This window comes from Myxococcus sp. CA056, assembly GCF_013336715.1.
Taxonomy (GTDB): domain Bacteria; phylum Myxococcota; class Myxococcia; order Myxococcales; family Myxococcaceae; genus Myxococcus; species Myxococcus llanfairpwllgwyngyllgogerychwyrndrobwllllantysiliogogogochensis.
Map to the genome: position 1 here is coordinate 311,522 of NZ_JABUMT010000004.1, position 18,061 is coordinate 329,582.

Genomic DNA, 18,061 nt, shown 5'->3' on the forward strand with positions numbered 1-18,061 from the left:
TGCGGCGCGTCAGCCCAGAGCAACCCCCGTACCAGCCCATGACGCGGTCGTTCATCCCTGGAATATCTTCAGGAATCGCGCACGCTTACTCGGAGGATTTAGTTTGAGGTCAATGAAGCTGCGGGCTTGCGGGGGCGTCGTGTGACGCAGCCTGGGCAGGGCCGTGGAATCGCTGGGGAATTGAAGGACAGCCGGCGCGTGAGTCTGTCCGATTCTTCCACAGGTGGACTGTGACCCGGATCAGGCGCGGGCCAATCGTTCCTGCACCAAGGACAGCAGCTCGCGGCCCGCGAAGGGCTTCTCGAGATGCGGGCTGGTGACGGTTTCAAGGAAGGCGCGGGCCTGGGGTGTCACCGCACCGCCGGTGAGGAAGACGACGCGGCGGGCCTGGTCCGGATAGCGCTTCATCAGCGTGGAGTAGAAGTCCATGCCGCTCATGCCGGGCATCATCAAGTCGCAGAAGACGACGTCGTAGTGCTCGCCGGCTTCGATTCGCTCCAGCGCGTCCTGCGCGCGCGTGGCGAGCGTGACGTCGTGGTGGGGGCGCAGCGTGCGGCCGAGCGCCGTGCAGACCAGGGGTTCGTCATCCACCACGAGCAGCCGTCCGCGCTTCTCCGCGGAGGAGGGCGCCTCCAGTGGCGGCGGTGGTGGCAGCGCGCGCGGGCGCTCGGACGGAGGCAGCAGCACCTGGAAGGTGGAGCCTCGGTTGGGGGCGCTGCGCACGCGAATCTCGCCGCCCAGCGCCGTCACCAGGTTGTGGCAGATGGACAGGCCCAGGCCGGTGCCCACGCCGGGAGCCTTGGTGGTGAAGAAGGGGTCGAACAGACGCGGCAGGTGCTCCGCGGCGATGCCCACGCCCGTGTCCGACACCTCCACCAGCACGCGACCTCCGTCGCCCATGCGCGCGGCGACGCGAATCTCGTGGCGGTCCGGCGAGCCCTCCGGAATGGCCTGCGCGGCGTTGACCAGGAGATTCAGGAACACCTGGCCCAGCCGCGACTCGTTGGCGCGCACGGGCGTGACGTCCTCGAAGAGCTTCACCAGCCGGGCGCGGTGGCGGATCTCCGTGGTCGCCAGGTTCAGCGTGGAGTCGAGCACCTGGCGCACGTCGACGACGGAGTCCTCGAGCGAATCCACCCGACTGAAGGTCTTCAAGTCGCGGACGATGGTGCGCACGCGCTCGGCGCCCTGCTGGGCCTCGGCGAGCGCGGATTGCGCATCCGCCAGGGACTCGGTCACCGTGGCGTCCATGCCGGGCGCGCCGGGGCCGGGCAGGTTGGACAGCTCCTCGCGCGCGAAGGCGAGGTTGGCGGTGAGGTAGGCCAGCGGGTTGTTGATTTCATGCGCCACGCCCGCGGCGAGCGTTCCCACGGAGGCCATGCGCTCGGCGAGCATCAGCCGCGCCTGCATCTGGTGGCGCTCCGTCAGGTCATGCGCCACGGAGACAATGGAGTCCTCGCCGTCGAAGTGCAGCGGGAAGGTGGTGGACTCCACGTGGAGGATGCCGCCGTCGCGCCGCACCATGCGCCTTTCTGAAAGCGCGTTGCGCCCGGTGCGCAGGGCCTCGTGCATGCGCGCGTCCGCCGAGGCCAGGTCCTCGGGGGGAATCATGTCGGAGATGTGCTTGCCGATGAGCTCGCGCACGTCCGAGTAGCCCAGTGCGCGGGCGACCTTCAGGTTGGCGTAGCGCACGCGCGCGTCACGGTCGAAGACGGCCACCAGGTCCGGCAGGCTCTGGATGAGGGTGCGGAAGCTCACCTCCGAGCGGCGCACCTCCTCCTCGGCCTGCTTCAGCGGGGTGATGTCCGGGAAGAAGGAGATGACGTGCGGCTCGCCCGCATAGGGCACCAGCCCCATGAACAACAGCGTGTGGCGCAGCTCGCCGGTGCTGGTGTGGTACTGCGCGTCCACGCCCCGCACCGAGCCGTGCTGCCGCAGCCGCTCCATGACGTGGGCGCGGTCGAACGGGCGCTCCCACAGGCGCAGCTCCACCGTCGTCTTGCCCAGCATGTCCTCGCGCGAGTAGCCGAACGCCCGGAAGTAGGCGTCATTGGCCGCCACGACGCGGCCTTCGCCCAGCGTGGTGATGGAGGTGGGCACCGGGCTGACGGAGAGCATGGTGTCGCGCAGTTCGTCGCCGAACGGCACCCCGACGCGCGACTCGCGGCGGGCGGAGCGGCGCTCGGCCATGTCCAGCCGCAGCCGCAGCTCCTCCGCGTCCATGGGCCACGCCAGCACTTCGTCCGCGCCGTCCTCCAGCGCGGGCTCCAACAGGTGGAGCGCGCCGCGTCGCCCCACCAACATCACCACCGCCGCGGCGCCACCCGGCAGGCTGCGCAGGGCCCGCACGAGGGGCATTCGCGAGCCCGGCTCGCGCGCATCCAGCACCACCAGGGGACAGGGCTCGGCGCGCCAGGCCGCCGGTACTTCCACGTCACGAGTGACGTGGACCACCGTGTTCCCCCTGGCTTCCAGCAGGGTTTCCAGTGGCGACAGGTCCGCCCCTCCCTGAGCGACTATCAGGACCCGCATGGGACTCCTTGCATGCAAACGACCATCGTTGCACGAGCCCTCGTGTTGTAAAAGTGTGCTGAGGCGCTAGTTTTCCAGGGCAACGAAAGCCGCGCGGACAGCGGGCTGTTAGAGTGGTTCCGGGCCGGTGCGGACCGGCGGATTCGGAGGGGGGAACGCCATGGAGCGGCGGGGCTCGAAGGACGCGGCGGTGGGGGCTCGGAAGGCGCCCTACGTGCCAGTGCAGGTGCCACGGCGCAACTTCGAGGGGCTGTTCGTCCATGCGCTGAAGCCCTCCGGCGCGTTCGCCCAGTCTCTGCGAGACATCGGCTACGACACGGACACGGACGCATCGCAGGAGTACTACCCCCTCACCGTGTGGCGCGCGGCGCTGGGTGTGGCGCGGCGCTTCGCGTGCGCGGGACAACCTCCTGAGGAGGCAAACCGGGCGCTGGGGCACCGCTACGTGGAGGGCTTCGCGCAGACGTTGGTGGGGCGCATCTTCGCCACCGCGGCGCCACTGTTGGGTACCGAGCGTTGTCTGACGCGGCTGCCCACGTACCTGAAGGCGGGGCGCGAGGACATGAAGATGGTCCTGGAGCCGGTGCAGGAGCGGGAGTGGCGCGTGCGGGTGGTGGACGGGGACCCGCTGCCGGACTTCGTGGCGGGCGTGGTGGAAGGCGTGCTGCGGCGCACCCGGGTGCGGCCGCGCGTGGACGTGCTGGACCGGCAGCCGGCCGGCTACGCGCTGCGCGTGCGCTGGGAGGATGCGTGAGGCGGCGCGTCAGTTGAGGTAGTTCTTGGGCGGCGGCGCCGAGTGCCGTGCGATGCGGGCGGCTTCTGGACGGATTTTCTGGAGCCAGCGGCCGATGACGTCCAGCAATCCGTCGAAGGTGTCGCGCAGGGCCCAGGCCCGGTCGTCGGAGTCCGGCAAATCATCGCAGCGCGTGAGTCCGTCGCGCAGCGCGCGCTGGGCGCCAGGGAAGGCCTTGCACGAGTCGATGAGTCGCTCGGCGGTGCGGGCATAGAGGCGGTAGCAGCCGTCCACGTCGCCCCGGTTGTACGCGGGGGCGCCCGCGTTGATGGCGTGGCCCAGCGTGGTGGCGATGGACTCCAGCGCATCCGTCGTCGCGCCTTCCAGCACGCTCAACGGATGTTGCGGCACCCTTCTCACGCGTCCGGCCCTGCGGCGAGGCGCCTCCAGCGCGGACAGGGGCGAGGCGGCCGAGCCCCGCAGGAGCGGCGCGATGTAGCGCGTGGGGATGACGAGGCCCAGGGAGCGGCCGTTGGCCAGCGCCGCGGTGGCCACGCCGACCACCGCGCCGCGCATGTCCAGCACCGGCCCGCCGGAGGACTCCTCCGGAAGCGTGCGCGTCAGCTCCAGCAAGGTGAGCCAGTCGCCGAGCACCTGGACCGCCCGCACTTGCTGGGAGCGAACCTCCGGTGCGGGGCCGGCGCCGGCTCGCAGGACGTAGACGGTGTCTCCCTCGGCGGGCAGGGGTGCGGGCGCCAGACCGAGCGGAGGCGCCAGGTCCGTCACCGGTAAACGGAGGATGGCCAGATCACGGCGGTCATCCATCGCCGCCACCTGGTCCACCTCCGCGCGCGTCCCATCCGCCATCACCGCGTGGATGAGGCGTGCTCCCGCCACGGCATGCAGGCTGGTGACGAGGTGTCCCTGTCCGGTGGCGACGAAGGCAGAGGCCGTGTGGCCATCGACTTCCAGCAACACCAGGGAGGGCGAGGCTTGGACCAGCGCGTCACGGGGGGGAGAACTGTTGCTTCCCTCGGCCATGGAGAGCCTCCTGCATCGCGGGGCATCTGGGCACCTGGGCCGGGCGCCGCCCCCGCGCGCTCATTGTACCCCAGTTGTAGCAAGCCGCTCGCCCTTCACCCAACCAGGGGGGGCATTCGTTGACGCGTTGGTTCACTTGTCTGTGGCGTTGAAGTGTCAGGTCGTTAAACCTCCGACCCGAAATGCACAAGACCCACCTCGTAGGCGCCCGAACGCACAACCTGAAGGACCTCTCCGTGGACCTCGCGGAAGGGGAGCTGGTCTGCATCACCGGAGTCTCGGGGGCGGGCAAGTCGAGTCTGGCGCTCGACACGCTGTATGCCGAGGGTCAGCGGCGCTTCGTGGAGAGCTTCAGCCCGTATGCCCGGCAGTTCCTGGAGCGGCTGGAGCGGCCGCCCATGGAGGCGCTGGAGCCGGTGGCCGCGGGTGTGGCGGTGGACCGGCGCGCGCCGGTGAAGAGCTCGCGCTCGACGGTGGCGACGCTGGCGGACGTGGAGCCGTACCTGTCCGCGCTCTTCACGCGCGAGGCGATGCCGGTGTGCCCGGACTGCGGCGGGGAGGCGGTGCGCACGGATGCGCGCGTCGCGGCGTCGGCCCTGCTGCGCGAGTCGCCGGATGCCCAGGCCCTCATCGCCTTCCCGCTGCGCATCGCGGACACGGCCTCGTTCCTGGACGTGCGCGCCCGGTTGCTGAAGGACGGCTACCACCGGCTGGTGGTGCAGGGCGAGGTGCGGGAGCTGGAGTCGCTCAAGCCCTCGGAGGCGACGGACTCCGCGGGCGTGGCGCGGGTGCTGGTGGACCGGGTGAAGCTGTCTTCCTCGCAGCTGTCGCGCGTGACGCAGGCGATGGAGGACGCGTGGGCTCGCTCGGAGGGTGAGGCGGTGGTGCTGGGGGTCGGCGCCGAGCCGAAGCGGGTGCGCAGGGGGCTGGTGTGTCCGAAGTGCGCGCGTGAGTTCGAGGCCGCGAGGCCGGGCCTGTTCAGCTACCAGTCGCCGGTGGGCGCGTGCGCGCCGTGTCGAGGCTTCGGGCGCACCATCGGCATCGACTGGGACAAGGTGATTCCCAACCCGGCGCTGAGTCTTTCAGAGGGGGCCATCCGTCCGTGGTCCGGCGCGTCGACGGAGTGGGAGCGGGGCATGCTCCAGCGCTGGTGCCGCGCGAAGGGGATTCCCATGGACGCGCCCTGGGCGTCGCTGACGCCGGCGCAGCGGGAGTCGGTGCTGGAGGGTGCGGGTGACTACGACGAAGGGCGCGCCTATCCGGGCGTGCGCGCGTGGTTCCGGTGGATGGAGGGGCGCACGTACAAGATGCACGTGCGCGTGCTGCTGGCGCGCTACCGCGCGTATTCGCTGTGCCAGAGCTGTGGCGGCGCGCGGCTCAATGAGCAGGCGCGCGCGTACCGCGTGGGCGGGTTGGACCTGCCGGGCTGGCACGGGCTGGAGCTGACGGAGGCGCTGGCTCGGCTGGAGGCGCTGGGCACGACGACGGGGCAGGGCGAACTGGCGCGGCGTGAGCTGTCCGGGCGCCTGAGCTACCTGCGGCGCGTGGGGTTGGGCTACCTGACGTTGGACCGCCAGGCGCGCACGCTGTCCGGAGGCGAGGCGCAGCGCGTGTCGCTGACGGCGGCGCTGGGGACGTCACTCACCGGCTCGCTGTTCGTCCTGGACGAGCCCACGGTGGGACTGCATCCCGGGGACGTGCCTCCGTTGACGGAGGCCATCGCGGAGCTGGCGGAGCGGGGCAACATCGCGCTCGTGATTGAGCATGACCCGCTGGTCATCCGCTCCGCGCATCGCGTGCTGGAGCTGGGCCCCGGCGCGGGCCGCGAAGGTGGACGGCTGTGCTTCGATGGTCCGCCGGAGGCGCTGGCGAAGCGCAAGGACCTGCCCACCGGTCGACTCCTCGCGGGGAGCGATGAGGCGCCGAGGACGCCTCGCGTGAAGACGGGCTCCATCGAGGTGCGGGGCGCGCGGGAGCACAACCTGAAGGCGCTGTCGGTGAGCGTGCCGCTGGGCGTGCTGTGCGCGGTGACGGGGCCGAGCGGCTCCGGAAAGAGCACGCTGGTGGACGAGGTGCTCTACCGGCACCTGGCCCGGCGGCTGGGCGTGAAGGACGTGGAGGCCCCGGGGGTGGTGGACGCGCTGGAGGGTGCCGAGGCGGTGAAGGCCATCACCTTCGTGGACCAGTCTCCGCTGGGGCGCACGTCGCGTGGCAATGCCGCCACGTACACCAAGGCGTGGGACAGGCTGCGAGAGCGCTTCGCCGCGGAGCCCGACGCGCAGGTGCGCGGACTGACGCCGGCCCACTTCTCCTTCAACGTGGACAAGGGGCGCTGCGAGGCGTGCTCGGGCGAGGGCTACGAGACGGTGGAGATGCAGTTCCTCGCGGACGTGGCCCTGCTGTGCGCGGTGTGCCGGGGCCGGCGCTTCAAGGAGGAGGTGCTCGCCGTCCGCCACCAGGGCTTCAGCGTGGCGCAGGTGCTGGAGATGACGGTGTCCGAGGTGCTCCAGCACTTCGGGAGCGACGCGGCCCTCCAGCGCACGCTGGGGCCGGTGGCGCGGCTGGGCCTGGGCTACCTGCCCCTGGGGCAGCCCCTGTCCACGTTGTCGGGCGGAGAGGCGCAGCGGCTGAAGCTGGCGCGTGCGCTGGCCACCGAGTCGAAGGGCTCGCTGTTCCTCATCGACGAGCCGAGCGCGGGCCTGCACGCGGAGGACGTGCGTCACGTCATCGACGCGCTTCATGCGCTGGTGGACCGTGGCGCCAGCGTCATCGTCGTGGACCACGACGTGTCGGTGATGAAGGCGTCGGACTGGGTCATCGACCTGGGGCCGGTGGGCGGCAAGGACGGCGGCCGGCTGGTGGCTGAAGGCACGCCCGCGGACGTGGCGCGTGGCGAGGGCGCGACGGCGGAGGCGCTGCGAGGTGAGCGCAAGCCGTTGGGCCGTTCGGTGAAGCCGCGCAAGCCGGGCAAGGACGTCGCTCCGGCCATCGAGGTGGAGCACGCGCGCGAGCACAACCTGCAGGACGTGTCGTGCAAGATTCCGCTCGGGAAGATGACCGTCGTCACCGGGCCGAGCGGCTCGGGCAAGAGCTCGCTGGCCTTCGACGTGGTGTTCGCGGAGGGACAGCGGCGCTTCCTGGAGACGCTCAGCCCCTACGCGCGGCAGTTCCTGCCCACCATGCCCCGGCCGGACGTGGAGCGCGTCAGCTCCATTCCGCCCACCGTGGCGCTGGAGCAACGCACCTCTCGCGCGGGTGGCACGAGCACCGTGGCCACCGTCACCGAGGTGGCCCACTACCTGCGCCTGCTGTTCGCCAAGCTGGGGGAGCCGCACTGCCCTCGCGACGACACGGCCATCACCTCCATCTCTCCGGAGCTCCTGTTCGCGCAGCTCTCCGCGATGAAGGGCGAGGCGACGGTGCTGGCGCCCGCGGTGCGCTCGCGCAAGGGCACGTACCTGGATGTCTTCACGGCGGCGGCGCGCGGGGGCATCACCACCGCCATCGTCGACGGGCAGCTCGCCTCCACGGATGACCCGCCGCGACTGGCGAAGACGCGCGAGCACGACATCGACCTCGTCATGTACGAGGGCAAGGTCTCCAAGCTGCCGCGCGACGTGTTCGACAAGGCGCTGGGCTGGGGACAGGGCGCGCTGAAGCTGCGCACCTCGAAGGGTGAGACGCTGCTGTCCACCGAGCGCACCTGTCCCCAGTGCGGCACCGCCGTGCCGGAGCTGGACCCGCGCTGGTTCTCCTTCAACACGAAGCAGGGGCGCTGCGACTCGTGCGAGGGCACGGGTGTGCAGGGCGGACCCACGGCGCAGGCCGAGGGCGAGACGGCGCCGTGCCGCGCGTGCGGTGGCAGTCGGTTGGACCCCATCCCTCGCGGCGTGCGGCTGGAAGGGGCGCGCTACCACGAGGTGGTGAAGCAGTCCGTGGCCTCGGCGCTGGAGCGCGTGAAGGGCTGGAAGTTCAAGGGGGACCGCGCGCTCCTGGGCGAGCCGTCCCGACAGGAGCTCCTGCGGCGCATGGAGTTCCTGGAGCGAGTGGGCCTGGGCTACCTGTCCCTGGACCGCAACGCGGCCACGCTGTCGGGCGGAGAGATGCAGCGACTGCGCCTGTCCGCGCAGCTCGGCGCGGGCCTCACCGGGGCGATGTACGTGCTGGATGAGCCCACCATCGGCCTGCATCCGCGTGACACCCACCGCCTGCTCGACAACCTGCGCGCGCTGGTGAACACGGGCTCCACGGTGCTGGTGGTGGAGCACGACTCGGACACCATCCGCGCGGCGGACCATCTGCTCGACCTGGGACCCACCGGTGGCCGTGGCGGCGGACGCATCCTCGCGGAAGGCCCGCCGGACGTGGTGCTGCAGAGCGACTCTCCCACGGCCGTCGCGCTGCGCGAGGCGCAGGTGCGGCCTCCTTCAGGACGCGGAGAGCCGAAGCACTGGCTGGAGCTGAAGGGCGCGCGCGCCAACAACCTGAAGCGCGTGGACCTGCGGCTGCCCGTGGGCCGGCTCAACGTCGTCAGCGGCGTGTCCGGCTCCGGCAAGAGCACGCTGATTCGCCAGGTGCTCTACCCGGCGCTGCGCGAGGCGCTGGAGCTGGTCTCCTCGAAGCCGGGACCCTTCGATTCGCTGAAGGGCGTGGACCCGGTGAAGCGGGTGATGTCGGTGGACCAGTCGCCCATCGGTCGCACGCCGCGCTCGGTGCCGGCGACGTTCCTGGGCATCTGGGACGAGCTGCGCCGGGCCTTCGCCGCCACGCCCGAGGCGAAGATTCGGGGCTTCTCCGCCGCGCGCTTCTCCTTCAACACCGCCGCCGGTGGACGGTGCACCGCGTGCGAGGGGCAGGGCTCCATCTCCCATGAGATGTCCTTCCTCCCGGACGTGGTGACGCCGTGCGAGGCCTGCGGCGGCGCGCGCTTCGACGCGGCCACGCTGGAGATTCGCTACCACGGCCTGTCCATCGGCGACGTGCTGCGGCTGTCCGCCGACGAGGCGAAGGACGTCTTCCGCTCCATCCCCAAGGTGGCCGCGCCGCTGCAATGCCTGTCGGACCTGGGCGTGGGCTACCTCCAGCTCGGGCAGGGCTCCAACACCCTGTCCGGCGGCGAGGCGCAGCGGCTCAAGCTGGCGTCCGAGCTGACGGCCTCCTCACGGCACGAGCCCACGCTGTACGTGCTCGACGAGCCGACGACGGGCCTGCACCTGGGCGACGTGGAGAAGCTCATCACCTTCCTGGGGCGACTGGTGGACCGGGGCGACACGCTGGTGGTCATCGAGCACCACCCGTCCGTCATCGGCGCGGCGGACCATGTCGTGGAGCTGGGGCCGGAGGGGGGCGATGACGGCGGCCTCATCGTCGCGGAGGGCACACCTCGCGAGGTGGCGAAGCTGAAGACGGCCACCGGGCGGGTGCTCAAGTCCCTCTTCTCCGGCGAGGACCGTCACGCATCGCGTCGCGGTGCGGCGGGGAGCCGGTGAGGGTGGGATGTCGAAGACAGGACAGAAGGTCGTGAAACGGGGGCTGTGCTTCGGCATTCTTGGCGGCCCCATGAGAACCCTCCATGTACTGACCGTCGCCACGGCGCTCATCGTCACCCCGGCACTCGCCGGGGATTCGGCGACGAAGCCCACCACTCCCGCGAAGTCCCAGCCCCCGAGCGAGAAGAAGCCCATGTCCCTGCATGACCTGTCCGCGAACCGTCTCGATGGCAAGGCCGAGAAGCTCTCCGATTTCCAGGGCAAGGTCCTGGTCGTGGTGAACACCGCGTCGGAGTGTGGCTACACGCCGCAGTACGCGGGCCTGGAGAAGCTCTTCCAGGACTACAAGGACAAGGGCGTCGTCGTGCTGGGCTTCCCGTCCAATGACTTCGGCGGGCAGGAGCCGGGCAGCTCGGAGGACATCAAGAAGTTCTGCGAGCTGCGCTTCAAGGTCACCTTCCCCATGTTCGAGAAGGTGAAGACGAAGGGCGACGGCCAGTCCCCGGTCTACGCCTTCCTCGCGAAGAACCACGACGCGCCGAAGTGGAACTTCCACAAGTACGTCGTGGGCAAGGACGGCCAGGTGAAGGCGGGCTTCCCCAGCAAGGTGACGCCGGAGAGCGACGAGCTGCGCAAGGCCGTCGACGCCGCGCTCGCCCAGCCGTAGCGGACGCCTGAACTCTCGCCGGCCCGGAGCGAGCATCCGCCCGGGCCGGTGGCGGGTCGTCCGTCGGGAGCCCGAGGGCTCGCGAGGACTGACGCTCCGTCCTCCGTCCTCCCTGCATGCGGCCCGTGAGGCCACCGTGGCATGTGGGCCATGAGGGGCTCACCGTGGTGGTGGACGTGGCCCTTGAGGAGGGAGCCGCATGGCCATCGCGTCGATACCCGGACTGGGAACGAAGGAGGAGGCGTGGCCGGCGCTTCCATTCGCGGAGTGGAAGGACACCTATGCCACGCTGCACCGGTACACCCAGGTGCTCGGCAAGGTGCGGCTGACGCTGACGCCACCGGAGAACCACTGGTGGAATGTGTCGTTCCGCGTGACGGCGCGGGGTCTGACGACAGGGCTCATCCCCTATGGGAATGGCGGCTTCGAGGTGGACTTCGACTTCCTCGCCAGCGAGCTGCGCTTCCTGACGAGTCAGGGGGACGTGCGCGTCATGGAGCTGACGTCCCGACCGGTGGCGGAGTTCTACCGGGATGTCATGGCCACGCTGCGCTCGCTGGGCATCGAGACCCGCATCTGGGAGCAGCCGGTGGAGATACCGGACGACACCACGCCGTTCAGTGAGGACCGGCACCACGAAACCTATGTGGCCGAGCACGCGCAGCACTGGTGGCGGGCGCTGCTCCAGGCGGACCTCATCCTGAAGGAGTTCCGGGCCCGCTTCACCGGCAAGTGCAGCCCGGTGCAGTTCTTCTGGGGGAGCTTCGACCTGGCGGTGACGCGCTTCGGTGGCCGGCCCGCGCCGGTGCGTGAAGGCGCGGATGCGGTGACGGCCGAGGCCTACTGCGAGGAGGTCTGCAGCGCGGGCTTCTGGCCCGGCAGCGAGGCCCTGGGCGGCGCGGCGTTCTATTGCTACGCGGCACCGGAGCCGACGGGCTTCGCCGCCGCGCGCGTGGAGCCGGCGGAGGCGGGATACGACGCGGGCCTCAAGGAGTTCCTGCTGCCCTACGAGTCGGTGCGCCACGCGAAGGACCCCAAGGCGTTCCTGCTCGACTTCTTCCAGACGAGCTACGACGCCTGCGCGAACCTGGGGAAGTGGGACCGGGCCCGGCTGGAGCGGCCGCTCATCATTCCCGACAGCTTGAAGGCGGCTCGCGGAACCGTCAGTGCCACGGAGGCCGAGCAGCCCACCGCCGACAGTCACTCGTGAGGGCGTGGCTCCGTGGCCGTTGCGTGATGCACCCGTGAGCGCCAGGGCGGAGATGCGCCGTGGCGTTCAGTACGGTGGCAGCAAGCGACGGAAGCCGTGTGCGAGCACGATGGCGAGGACTCCCAGGTTGCGCGGGAGCAGTCCGGGCCAGAAGAGGGCGAGCGGGCCCGTCCTCTCGGCAGGGGGTTCGCCTGAGGGGAACTGCCGCGCCAGGCGTTCAGCGAGCGTCCGCATCCACTGCGTTGAGCGAGGCCACTCGGCGACGCCGTCCAGCCATGCCTGGGGAATGGCGCCCGCGCCGACGGTGGCTCCGAGCATGCCTCCCACGATGGCGCCCACCGTGTCCGTGTCTCCGCCGAGCAGGATGACTTCCTCCACCGCGCGGGGGAGGTCGTCCGGGTGGCGCAGCCACGCATAGAGGGCCACGGGCACGGTGTGCATGACGTAGCCCGTGACTCCACGTCCCAACCCGAGGACCTCGGCGAGCTCCGTCAGGGAGGCACCGCGCGCCAGTTGGGCGCTCAGCGTGTCGAGCACCGCGTGAAAGTCAGCGGTGGTGGTGGCTTCGCGCAGCATGCGCAGCGCGGCCTCCGAGTCCTTCACGCCCTCGGGCCCATGGAGGGCGCCGTACGCGGCGGCTCGTGCGACGAGGCGCGCTCCGTCCTCGGCCCGGGGATCTCGATGGGTCAGCCGTGTGGAGGCCCGCACGAAGGCATCGAGCCGCTCTGGCTGCGCGGCGAGACAGGCTCCCAACAGGGGTGCTCGCATCGCCGGGCCGTTGCCCGCGGAGACGACGCCGCTGTGCTCGGGCGGGAAGCCGCACCACAACTTCACGATGGCGCGCACGGTCGCCCAGCCGATGCCCGCGGGCAGGGCCAGGAACCACCCCCGCAGTCGCCACCCGAGGTTGCGAGCGAAGCGCGGCGCGTCCTCGGGTTGCGCGAGCAGGGCCTGTCCCGTCATGCACGCGTGCTCCGTGTCATCGCTGGCGAAGCCCCGGCCCAGCACCAGCCGGTGTCGCAGCGGCGCGCCTCCGAACATGCGGTGCGCCCGTCGAGGGCCGAGCCCTTCCCGGGGCAGACCGAGGGCGTCTCCCACGAGGGTTCCGAGCAGTGCACCGGTGATGAGGTCCTGACGTGAGCGCGAGTCCATGTCCGGGACGAATGCAATCACGGAGCCCGCCCCGCGCCGAGAGTGTTCACAGTCTCGGCTTGAAGGGCGCCTGACAGATTGGCAAAGCTCGTCGGGAGGTGGCGTCAGGATGTCGGGGCCGCGCGTGAGTCGCTGCCGCCGCGCGACGCTCAGTCCATGCGCCGTCGCCATGTGGCGAGGCGCGTCGAGAAGTGGTGTCAGGAGGGCGGGGCCGCACGCGGGTCGATGCCGCGCCGTGCTCAGCCCATCCGTCGACGCCACGCACGCGTGAGCAGGAGTGCGACGGCGACCACACCCACCACGCCCAGCAGCGTCAACCCGAGCAGCCACAGGAAGATGCGGTCCACCAGCATGGCGGCGCGCTGGAAGGTGTGGTCCACCAATCCGTAGCCGATCTGCTCGCCCTGCTGGAGTGTCTCCACTCGTTCGGTGTGAAGCGCCGCGAGAATCGCCTGCCGCTCGCCTCGCACGTCCCCCATGAGCGCTTGTCGCTCCGACTCGATGAACCGCTGGAGGGCCTCCCTGCCCGCGTCGAGCGCGCTCAGCACCGCCGTCCTCTCGCGGGCCACCATCGCGGGAGTCCCCGCCGCCAGCGCGCCCAACTGGTCCAGCGTGTCCACCACGCGGTCCAGGTCCCGCATCGCCTCCTTCGCGGGCAGCGTCCTCAGGACCTCCTGCGCCATCGACTCCACCTGCCAGCGGGCCTGTCGGGGGAGGGACGCGGCGTAGAGGTCCACGCGCGCGGTGATGTCGCGCACGTCTTCGACGAGTGCCCCCGCCGTCCCCCTCGCCCCCATCCCGGACAGAGACGTCACGTCCGCCAGCAACCCCACGGTGGACACCCGCGCGACGAGCGAGCCCACCAGCGGGTTCTTCGCGGCCCACTCATGGACGAGGCGGTGCGCCGGCGACACGTCCGCATGGCCGGACACGTCCTTCCACAACGCCTCCACTTCGGCCTCCTGCTCGCGCAACATGCGCTCGGCCTTGGCTGTCACCTCGGGTGACGCCCCCGCGGAGACGGCCCACTGCGGAAGCGCGAGCTCGAGCTGCGCGAGCAGGGCCCACGCATCCACCAGGGCCGCCACGGGGTCGGGCTGGAGCAACGCGGCCTGCATCGCCGGCACCGAGTTGATCTTGAAAGTGGTCATCGCCTCGCGCACGGAGGCCGAGCCCGAGCGCGCGGCGATTTCATCCGAAGAGACCTCCAGCAACCCGGAGAAGCGGCGCGCCATGTCCCGCACCCGCGTACGCAACGCCCCGACGGACAGGTCCGAGCGGCCCACGCGGCGCACCAACTCCGAGCGCGGCGCCGAGACGGTGCAACCGCCAAGGCAGGCGAGCAGCAAGACGCAGCCAGCGAGTCGGCGGACGCGAGACATGGAGCGCAGGCAACCTGGGCATGTCCGCCCGCGCCGACGAGTGTTCCCGAGGACACGCCCGTGTCCGACGCCTGACGCTCCCATACGTCAACGGCGTCGGACACGGGCCCGCACGTCACTTCTTCCCGGGCTTGGGCGGGAAGCGCTCCAGGATTTCCTTCACGGACTTGTCGATGTTCGACTGCCGCTTCTCCGCCTTGGCGTTGTCGTCAATCTCCGCCTGCGCCTGCCCGCGCCAGACGAGCTTCTTGGACTCGGCGTCCACGATGTCCAGCAGGAGGGTGCCCTGCTCGTACTCGCGCACATACGTCTCGGGCGCGGACATGGCGACGGTCCCACCGCCGTAGAACGGGTCCCACATCGAGTTGTACGGATAGCCGTAGTAGGAGTTGACGGTGTCCGCTTCAATCTTGTTGTCGATGGCCCCATGCCAGCCGATGAGGAAGTTGGGGTTCGCCCCCGCATCCACCTTCTGGTAGCCGTGCGACTGCAGATACGCGTCGGCCGCGTGCTGCACCTGGCCACCGACGATGGGATTGTAGACGCGCTTGTCGGTCCCCTCTGGCTGCGGGAGCCACGCGTAGGTCTTGTATCCGTCGATCTGCTGGACGGCGCTGGGGTCGTAGTTGCTGCTCACGTCGATGCTCGCGCAGGCCGTGAAGGCCAGGCCCAGCAGCAGGGGTGCGAGTCGGGGCAGTAGACGCATGGAAGCCTCCTCGGTGGCGGCGCGACACGCGCCGTTGGCTCCCTGACGGTAGGCACGGGCGCTCATCGCCCCCGGGGACGGATGCCCGTCCGTCCCCGACTCCAGTCTCATTCCCGGGGGAGGGGCCTCAGTCTTCGCCCCGCGAGTCGCCCGGCAGCTCGTTCTTCCAGAAGCGCTTGGTCTTCACTCCGCCGCCGCGCGCGAGGGCGAGCGCCAGCTTCGCCCGCTTCTCCGGAGCAAGCTCCTTGGCCAGCGCCTGGTACATCTCCCGGTCCAGTGCGGCGATGCGCTCGCGCGCCTCGAACGCACGCTGCGCGGCGGCGTCCACCTGGGCCAGCGCCGCGCTGTCGCCCCGCGCCGCCTGATGCAGCGTGCGAGCCGCGTCGCGAACCTGCTCCCGCAGAGGCCGCCGCTTCTCGTCGAAGCGCCGCAACGTCTCTTCCATCTTCAACGCCTGCGCGTTGTCCAGCTCCAGCGCGTCCGACAGCGTCAGCACCTGCCGCAGCCGCATCCGCTTCTCCGCGCGCTCCATCCGCTCGGCCTCGCGGGGCTGCTGCTCCGCGCCCTCCTTGTTGCCGGGCCGGGCCAGCGCCAGCCAGGGCACCAGCACCACCGTCACCGCCACCCACGACTTGCGAGTCATCGTCTTCACAGCGTCTCCCCCAGCAGCGCTTCCTCGTCCCAGCTCTCGACGTCGTCGAGCGCTTCCTCGTCTTCCCACTCGGAGCTGGCCTCCAGCGGCTCCAACCCCGCCCAGGCCTCGAAGTCCGCCAGCGCCCGCGCTTCCACCGCGCGCTCCTCGGATGGCAGCTCCCGGGGCTCCGGCGGGGTGTTCCAGTCCCAGGGGCGCGGGATGCCTGGCACCAGGACCATCACCGCCACCGCCGCTGCCGCCGCCACCAGCGAGCCCACGGTGCGTCGCCGCAGCGCCTGGCTCATGCGCTCCCGCTTCCATGTGTCCAGCGCGCGCTGGGGCAGCGATTCCTGTGCGTGCTTCTCCGCCGCCGTCGGCGCGGGCAACGTCAAGAGCGACAGGACCTCCACCGACGCGGCGAAGGCCTCGCGGCACCCCGCGCACGACTCCAGATGGTGGAGCAGGGCCACGGTCTCCGACGCCTCCAGCGCCCCCGCGGCGTGGAGATCCACCCGCGCTTCCTGGTCAGGGCATGCAGCCATCAACGCATCTCCTCGGGCTCGCCCACCCGCGCCTTCAGGCGCTTCACCGCATGGTGGAACTGCACCTTCGCATTGTTCTCGGTGATGCCGAGCGTCTCCGCGATGTCCTTGAACGCCAACCCGGCGTCCACGCGCAGCGTCAACACCTCGCGCTGACGCCTGGGCAGCGTCAGCACCGCCTCGCGCACCTCGCGCGCTCTCTCCGCCCGCTCCAGGCCGTCCTGCGCGGACTCGCCAGGGGCCTCCGCCACCTCGTCGTTCGCGGCCTCCACCAGCACCGGCCGCCACCGCTGGCCGTGCCGCGCGTGGTTCTTCGCCAGGTTGAGGGCGATGCGCACCAGCCACGCACGGAACGGCGCCGGGCCCACGGGCGTGAAGCGCGCGAACACCCGGCGAGAGGCCTCCAGCGCGCGCAGGAAGGCGGCCTGCGTCAGGTCCGCCGCGTCCTCGGGCCGGGTCGTGTAGCGGCGCACCAGCGCAAAGACGAGCGCCCGGTGCCGCGTCACCAGCACCTCGAAGGCCGCCTCCTCGCCGTCCAGGAAGACACGACAGAGCACCTCGTCCGGCGCCCGCTCCAGGGCCAGCCGGCGAGACGGCATCGCCACCACCCGGCCGCCTGTCTCCCTGATGCTCACGACGCCTTCAACCCCCGAGCCGCCCCCAGGTTATTTTTCGACGCGTTTCCGCCATCGCATCAATTCAGGAATCTCAGGAAATGACAGCGATTTGGCCGACACTCGGTTGTGACGTCGGGTTGCCCTGTTCGCTCGGCCGCTGTCAGAATGGCCGCGGTTGGTGCAACCCACGGACTTCTCATGGTTCTGGAAGGCTCGGGCTCTCGCATCAAGGGGGGCGTGCTCATATCCCGCTTGAACATGCTGCGCCGGCACGGCGGGCAGGTTCGGGTGGACGAGGTCCTCGGGCGGCTGCCCCCGTTGGACCAGGCATTGCTTCGCAAGTCGATATTGCCGGTGGCCTGGTATCCGCTGGAGCTGAACCTGCGGCTGGACTCGGCCATCGCGGAGGTGCTGTCGCCGGATGACGAGGGCCGGGCCTTCATCGACATGGGCCGCGCGTCCGCGGACGAGTCGCTCCACGGTCCGCAGCATGCCTTCGTGAGGGCGGGGGACCCGCACTTCCTGTTGAGCCAGGCGGCGCGCATCTACCGGTTCTATTACGCCGTGGGCTCGCGCACGTATGACTGGACGGGGCCCCGGTCCGCGGTGCTGCGCACCTTCAGCGCGGAGAACGTCACGGAGGCTGACTGCCTCACCATCATCGGCTGGCACGAGCGAGCCATCGAGCTGTCGGGCGGTCAGTCGCCGCGAATCACCCACCCGATGTGCCGCGCCCGGGGCGCATCCCATTGCGAGTACTACTGCCTCTGGGACTGAAGCCCGGGGTTCAGGCGGCCGTGTCGTAGGCGACGGGGAGCGGGGTGGACTCGAGGTAGCGCAGGACGTCATCCAGGTGGCGGTACACGCGCACCTCGTGGCGGATGATGTCCTCGATGCGGCCGTCGGGGCCGATGATGAACGTGACGCGACGGTCCACCCGGAGCACCGGCCAGAGCACGTCATAGGCCCGGCTGATGACCCGGTCCGGGTCTCCGAGCAGGGAGAAGTGGATGTCTTCCTTCTCCGCGAAGGCGCACTGGGTGCGCTGGGTGTCCACGGAGACGCCCACCAGCTCCGCGCCCAGCTCCTGGAGGCGGTGGTGGTTGTCCCTGAACGCCCGGTTCTCGATGGTGCAGCCGAGCGTGAAGGCCTTGGGAAAGAAGAACAGGACGACCCTGCGGCCCCGGAGCGCGGACAGGCTCAGGGGCGCGCCATGGCAGTCCGTGGCGGAGAAGTCCGGCGCGAGGTCTCCAATGGCGAGCATTCCGACGGCTCCCTTTCTGGTGGCCGCGACGGTCCACCGGTACCACGTTTTCCGCGCGAGTCCGGGGACGTATTCCCCACCGGACGCCACCC

General features: G+C 70.5%; 14 protein-coding genes. 5 read left to right on the forward strand and 9 right to left on the reverse strand.

Features of this window, described 5'->3' with window-relative positions:
- Window positions 1–240 precede the first annotated feature (240 nt).
- Complete coding sequence (locus HUA76_RS19650; protein ID WP_174461773.1) at window positions 241–2,532, reverse strand: PAS domain S-box protein; 2,292 nt, start codon at window positions 2,530–2,532, stop codon at window positions 241–243.
- A 160-nt stretch (window positions 2,533–2,692) separates the two neighbouring features.
- Between HUA76_RS19650 and HUA76_RS19655 the strand changes: the two genes are divergently transcribed.
- Complete coding sequence (locus HUA76_RS19655; RefSeq protein WP_174457243.1) at window positions 2,693–3,286, forward strand: DUF2378 family protein; 594 nt, start codon at window positions 2,693–2,695, stop codon at window positions 3,284–3,286.
- 9 nt (window positions 3,287–3,295) lie between these two features.
- Here the strand turns inward: HUA76_RS19655 and HUA76_RS19660 are convergent, their stop codons facing one another.
- Window positions 3,296–4,306: a serine protease gene (locus HUA76_RS19660; protein WP_174461774.1), complete on the reverse strand. Its 1,011-nt coding sequence runs from the start codon at window positions 4,304–4,306 to the stop codon at window positions 3,296–3,298.
- 182 nt (window positions 4,307–4,488) lie between these two features.
- Between HUA76_RS19660 and uvrA the strand changes: the two genes are divergently transcribed.
- The 3 genes from uvrA (at window position 4,489) to HUA76_RS19675 (ending at window position 11,672) form a co-directional block, all read left to right on the forward strand.
- A complete protein-coding gene (gene uvrA / locus HUA76_RS19665) occupies window positions 4,489–9,795 on the forward strand; it encodes an excinuclease ABC subunit UvrA (protein WP_174461775.1) in 5,307 nt (1,768 codons plus the stop codon).
- A gap of 70 nt (window positions 9,796–9,865) precedes the next feature.
- Window positions 9,866–10,462 (forward strand): glutathione peroxidase, encoded by a 597-nt coding sequence (locus HUA76_RS19670; RefSeq protein WP_174457240.1) that lies wholly within the window; start codon window positions 9,866–9,868, stop codon window positions 10,460–10,462.
- A gap of 199 nt (window positions 10,463–10,661) precedes the next feature.
- The gene (locus tag HUA76_RS19675) at window positions 10,662–11,672 is read left to right on the forward strand and encodes a DUF5996 family protein (protein ID WP_174461776.1); all 1,011 of its coding nucleotides are present in this window, start codon (window positions 10,662–10,664) and stop codon (window positions 11,670–11,672) included.
- A gap of 66 nt (window positions 11,673–11,738) precedes the next feature.
- Here HUA76_RS19675 and HUA76_RS19680 read toward each other — a convergent pair whose 3' ends face one another.
- The 6 genes from HUA76_RS19680 to HUA76_RS19705 form a co-directional block, all read right to left on the reverse strand.
- A complete protein-coding gene (locus HUA76_RS19680; RefSeq protein ID WP_174457300.1) occupies window positions 11,739–12,824 on the reverse strand; it encodes an ADP-ribosylglycohydrolase family protein in 1,086 nt (361 codons plus the stop codon).
- A gap of 239 nt (window positions 12,825–13,063) precedes the next feature.
- Window positions 13,064–14,206 carry a chemotaxis protein gene (locus HUA76_RS19685; protein ID WP_174461777.1) on the reverse strand — a complete coding sequence of 381 codons (1,143 nt, stop codon included), beginning with the start codon at window positions 14,204–14,206 and terminating at the stop codon, window positions 13,064–13,066.
- A gap of 115 nt (window positions 14,207–14,321) precedes the next feature.
- On the reverse strand, window positions 14,322–14,912 hold the full coding sequence (locus HUA76_RS19690; RefSeq protein ID WP_141642572.1) for a DUF4136 domain-containing protein: 591 nt from the start codon (window positions 14,910–14,912) through the stop codon (window positions 14,322–14,324).
- A gap of 127 nt (window positions 14,913–15,039) precedes the next feature.
- The gene (locus HUA76_RS19695; RefSeq protein ID WP_141642580.1) at window positions 15,040–15,555 is read right to left on the reverse strand and encodes a hypothetical protein; all 516 of its coding nucleotides are present in this window, start codon (window positions 15,553–15,555) and stop codon (window positions 15,040–15,042) included.
- Between the two features lie 5 nt (window positions 15,556–15,560).
- Window positions 15,561–16,088, reverse strand: a complete 528-nt coding sequence (locus HUA76_RS19700; RefSeq protein ID WP_174461778.1) for a zf-HC2 domain-containing protein — start codon at window positions 16,086–16,088, stop codon at window positions 15,561–15,563.
- On the reverse strand, window positions 16,088–16,723 hold the full coding sequence (locus HUA76_RS19705) for an RNA polymerase sigma factor (protein ID WP_371823501.1): 636 nt from the start codon (window positions 16,721–16,723) through the stop codon (window positions 16,088–16,090). The genes HUA76_RS19700 and HUA76_RS19705 overlap by 1 nt, the downstream gene beginning before the upstream one ends.
- 180 nt (window positions 16,724–16,903) lie before the next feature.
- Between HUA76_RS19705 and HUA76_RS19710 the strand changes: the two genes are divergently transcribed.
- Window positions 16,904–17,482 (forward strand): TIGR02265 family protein, encoded by a 579-nt coding sequence (locus HUA76_RS19710; protein WP_141642575.1) that lies wholly within the window; start codon window positions 16,904–16,906, stop codon window positions 17,480–17,482.
- Window positions 17,483–17,492: 10 nt separating this feature from the next.
- Here the strand turns inward: HUA76_RS19710 and HUA76_RS19715 are convergent, their stop codons facing one another.
- Window positions 17,493–17,969 carry a peroxiredoxin gene (locus HUA76_RS19715; RefSeq protein ID WP_174461779.1) on the reverse strand — a complete coding sequence of 159 codons (477 nt, stop codon included), beginning with the start codon at window positions 17,967–17,969 and terminating at the stop codon, window positions 17,493–17,495.
- Between the last annotated feature and the right edge of the window lie 92 nt (window positions 17,970–18,061).

What these genes read in the sequence shown, in the direction of transcription:
- HUA76_RS19650 (WP_174461773.1), bottom strand. Translation starts at nt 2,532, where the DNA reads ATGCGGGTCCTGATAGTCGCTCAGGGAGGGGCGGACCTGTCGCCACTG.
- HUA76_RS19655 (WP_174457243.1), top strand. Translation starts at nt 2,693, where the DNA reads ATGGAGCGGCGGGGCTCGAAGGACGCGGCGGTGGGGGCTCGGAAGGCG.
- HUA76_RS19660 (WP_174461774.1), bottom strand. Translation starts at nt 4,306, where the DNA reads ATGGCCGAGGGAAGCAACAGTTCTCCCCCCCGTGACGCGCTGGTCCAA.
- uvrA (WP_174461775.1), top strand. Translation starts at nt 4,489, where the DNA reads ATGCACAAGACCCACCTCGTAGGCGCCCGAACGCACAACCTGAAGGAC.
- HUA76_RS19670 (WP_174457240.1), top strand. Translation starts at nt 9,866, where the DNA reads ATGAGAACCCTCCATGTACTGACCGTCGCCACGGCGCTCATCGTCACC.
- HUA76_RS19675 (WP_174461776.1), top strand. Translation starts at nt 10,662, where the DNA reads ATGGCCATCGCGTCGATACCCGGACTGGGAACGAAGGAGGAGGCGTGG.
- HUA76_RS19680 (WP_174457300.1), bottom strand. Translation starts at nt 12,824, where the DNA reads ATGGACTCGCGCTCACGTCAGGACCTCATCACCGGTGCACTGCTCGGA.
- HUA76_RS19685 (WP_174461777.1), bottom strand. Translation starts at nt 14,206, where the DNA reads ATGTCTCGCGTCCGCCGACTCGCTGGCTGCGTCTTGCTGCTCGCCTGC.
- HUA76_RS19690 (WP_141642572.1), bottom strand. Translation starts at nt 14,912, where the DNA reads ATGCGTCTACTGCCCCGACTCGCACCCCTGCTGCTGGGCCTGGCCTTC.
- HUA76_RS19695 (WP_141642580.1), bottom strand. Translation starts at nt 15,555, where the DNA reads ATGACTCGCAAGTCGTGGGTGGCGGTGACGGTGGTGCTGGTGCCCTGG.
- HUA76_RS19700 (WP_174461778.1), bottom strand. Translation starts at nt 16,088, where the DNA reads ATGGCTGCATGCCCTGACCAGGAAGCGCGGGTGGATCTCCACGCCGCG.
- HUA76_RS19710 (WP_141642575.1), top strand. Translation starts at nt 16,904, where the DNA reads ATGGTTCTGGAAGGCTCGGGCTCTCGCATCAAGGGGGGCGTGCTCATA.
- HUA76_RS19715 (WP_174461779.1), bottom strand. Translation starts at nt 17,969, where the DNA reads ATGCTCGCCATTGGAGACCTCGCGCCGGACTTCTCCGCCACGGACTGC.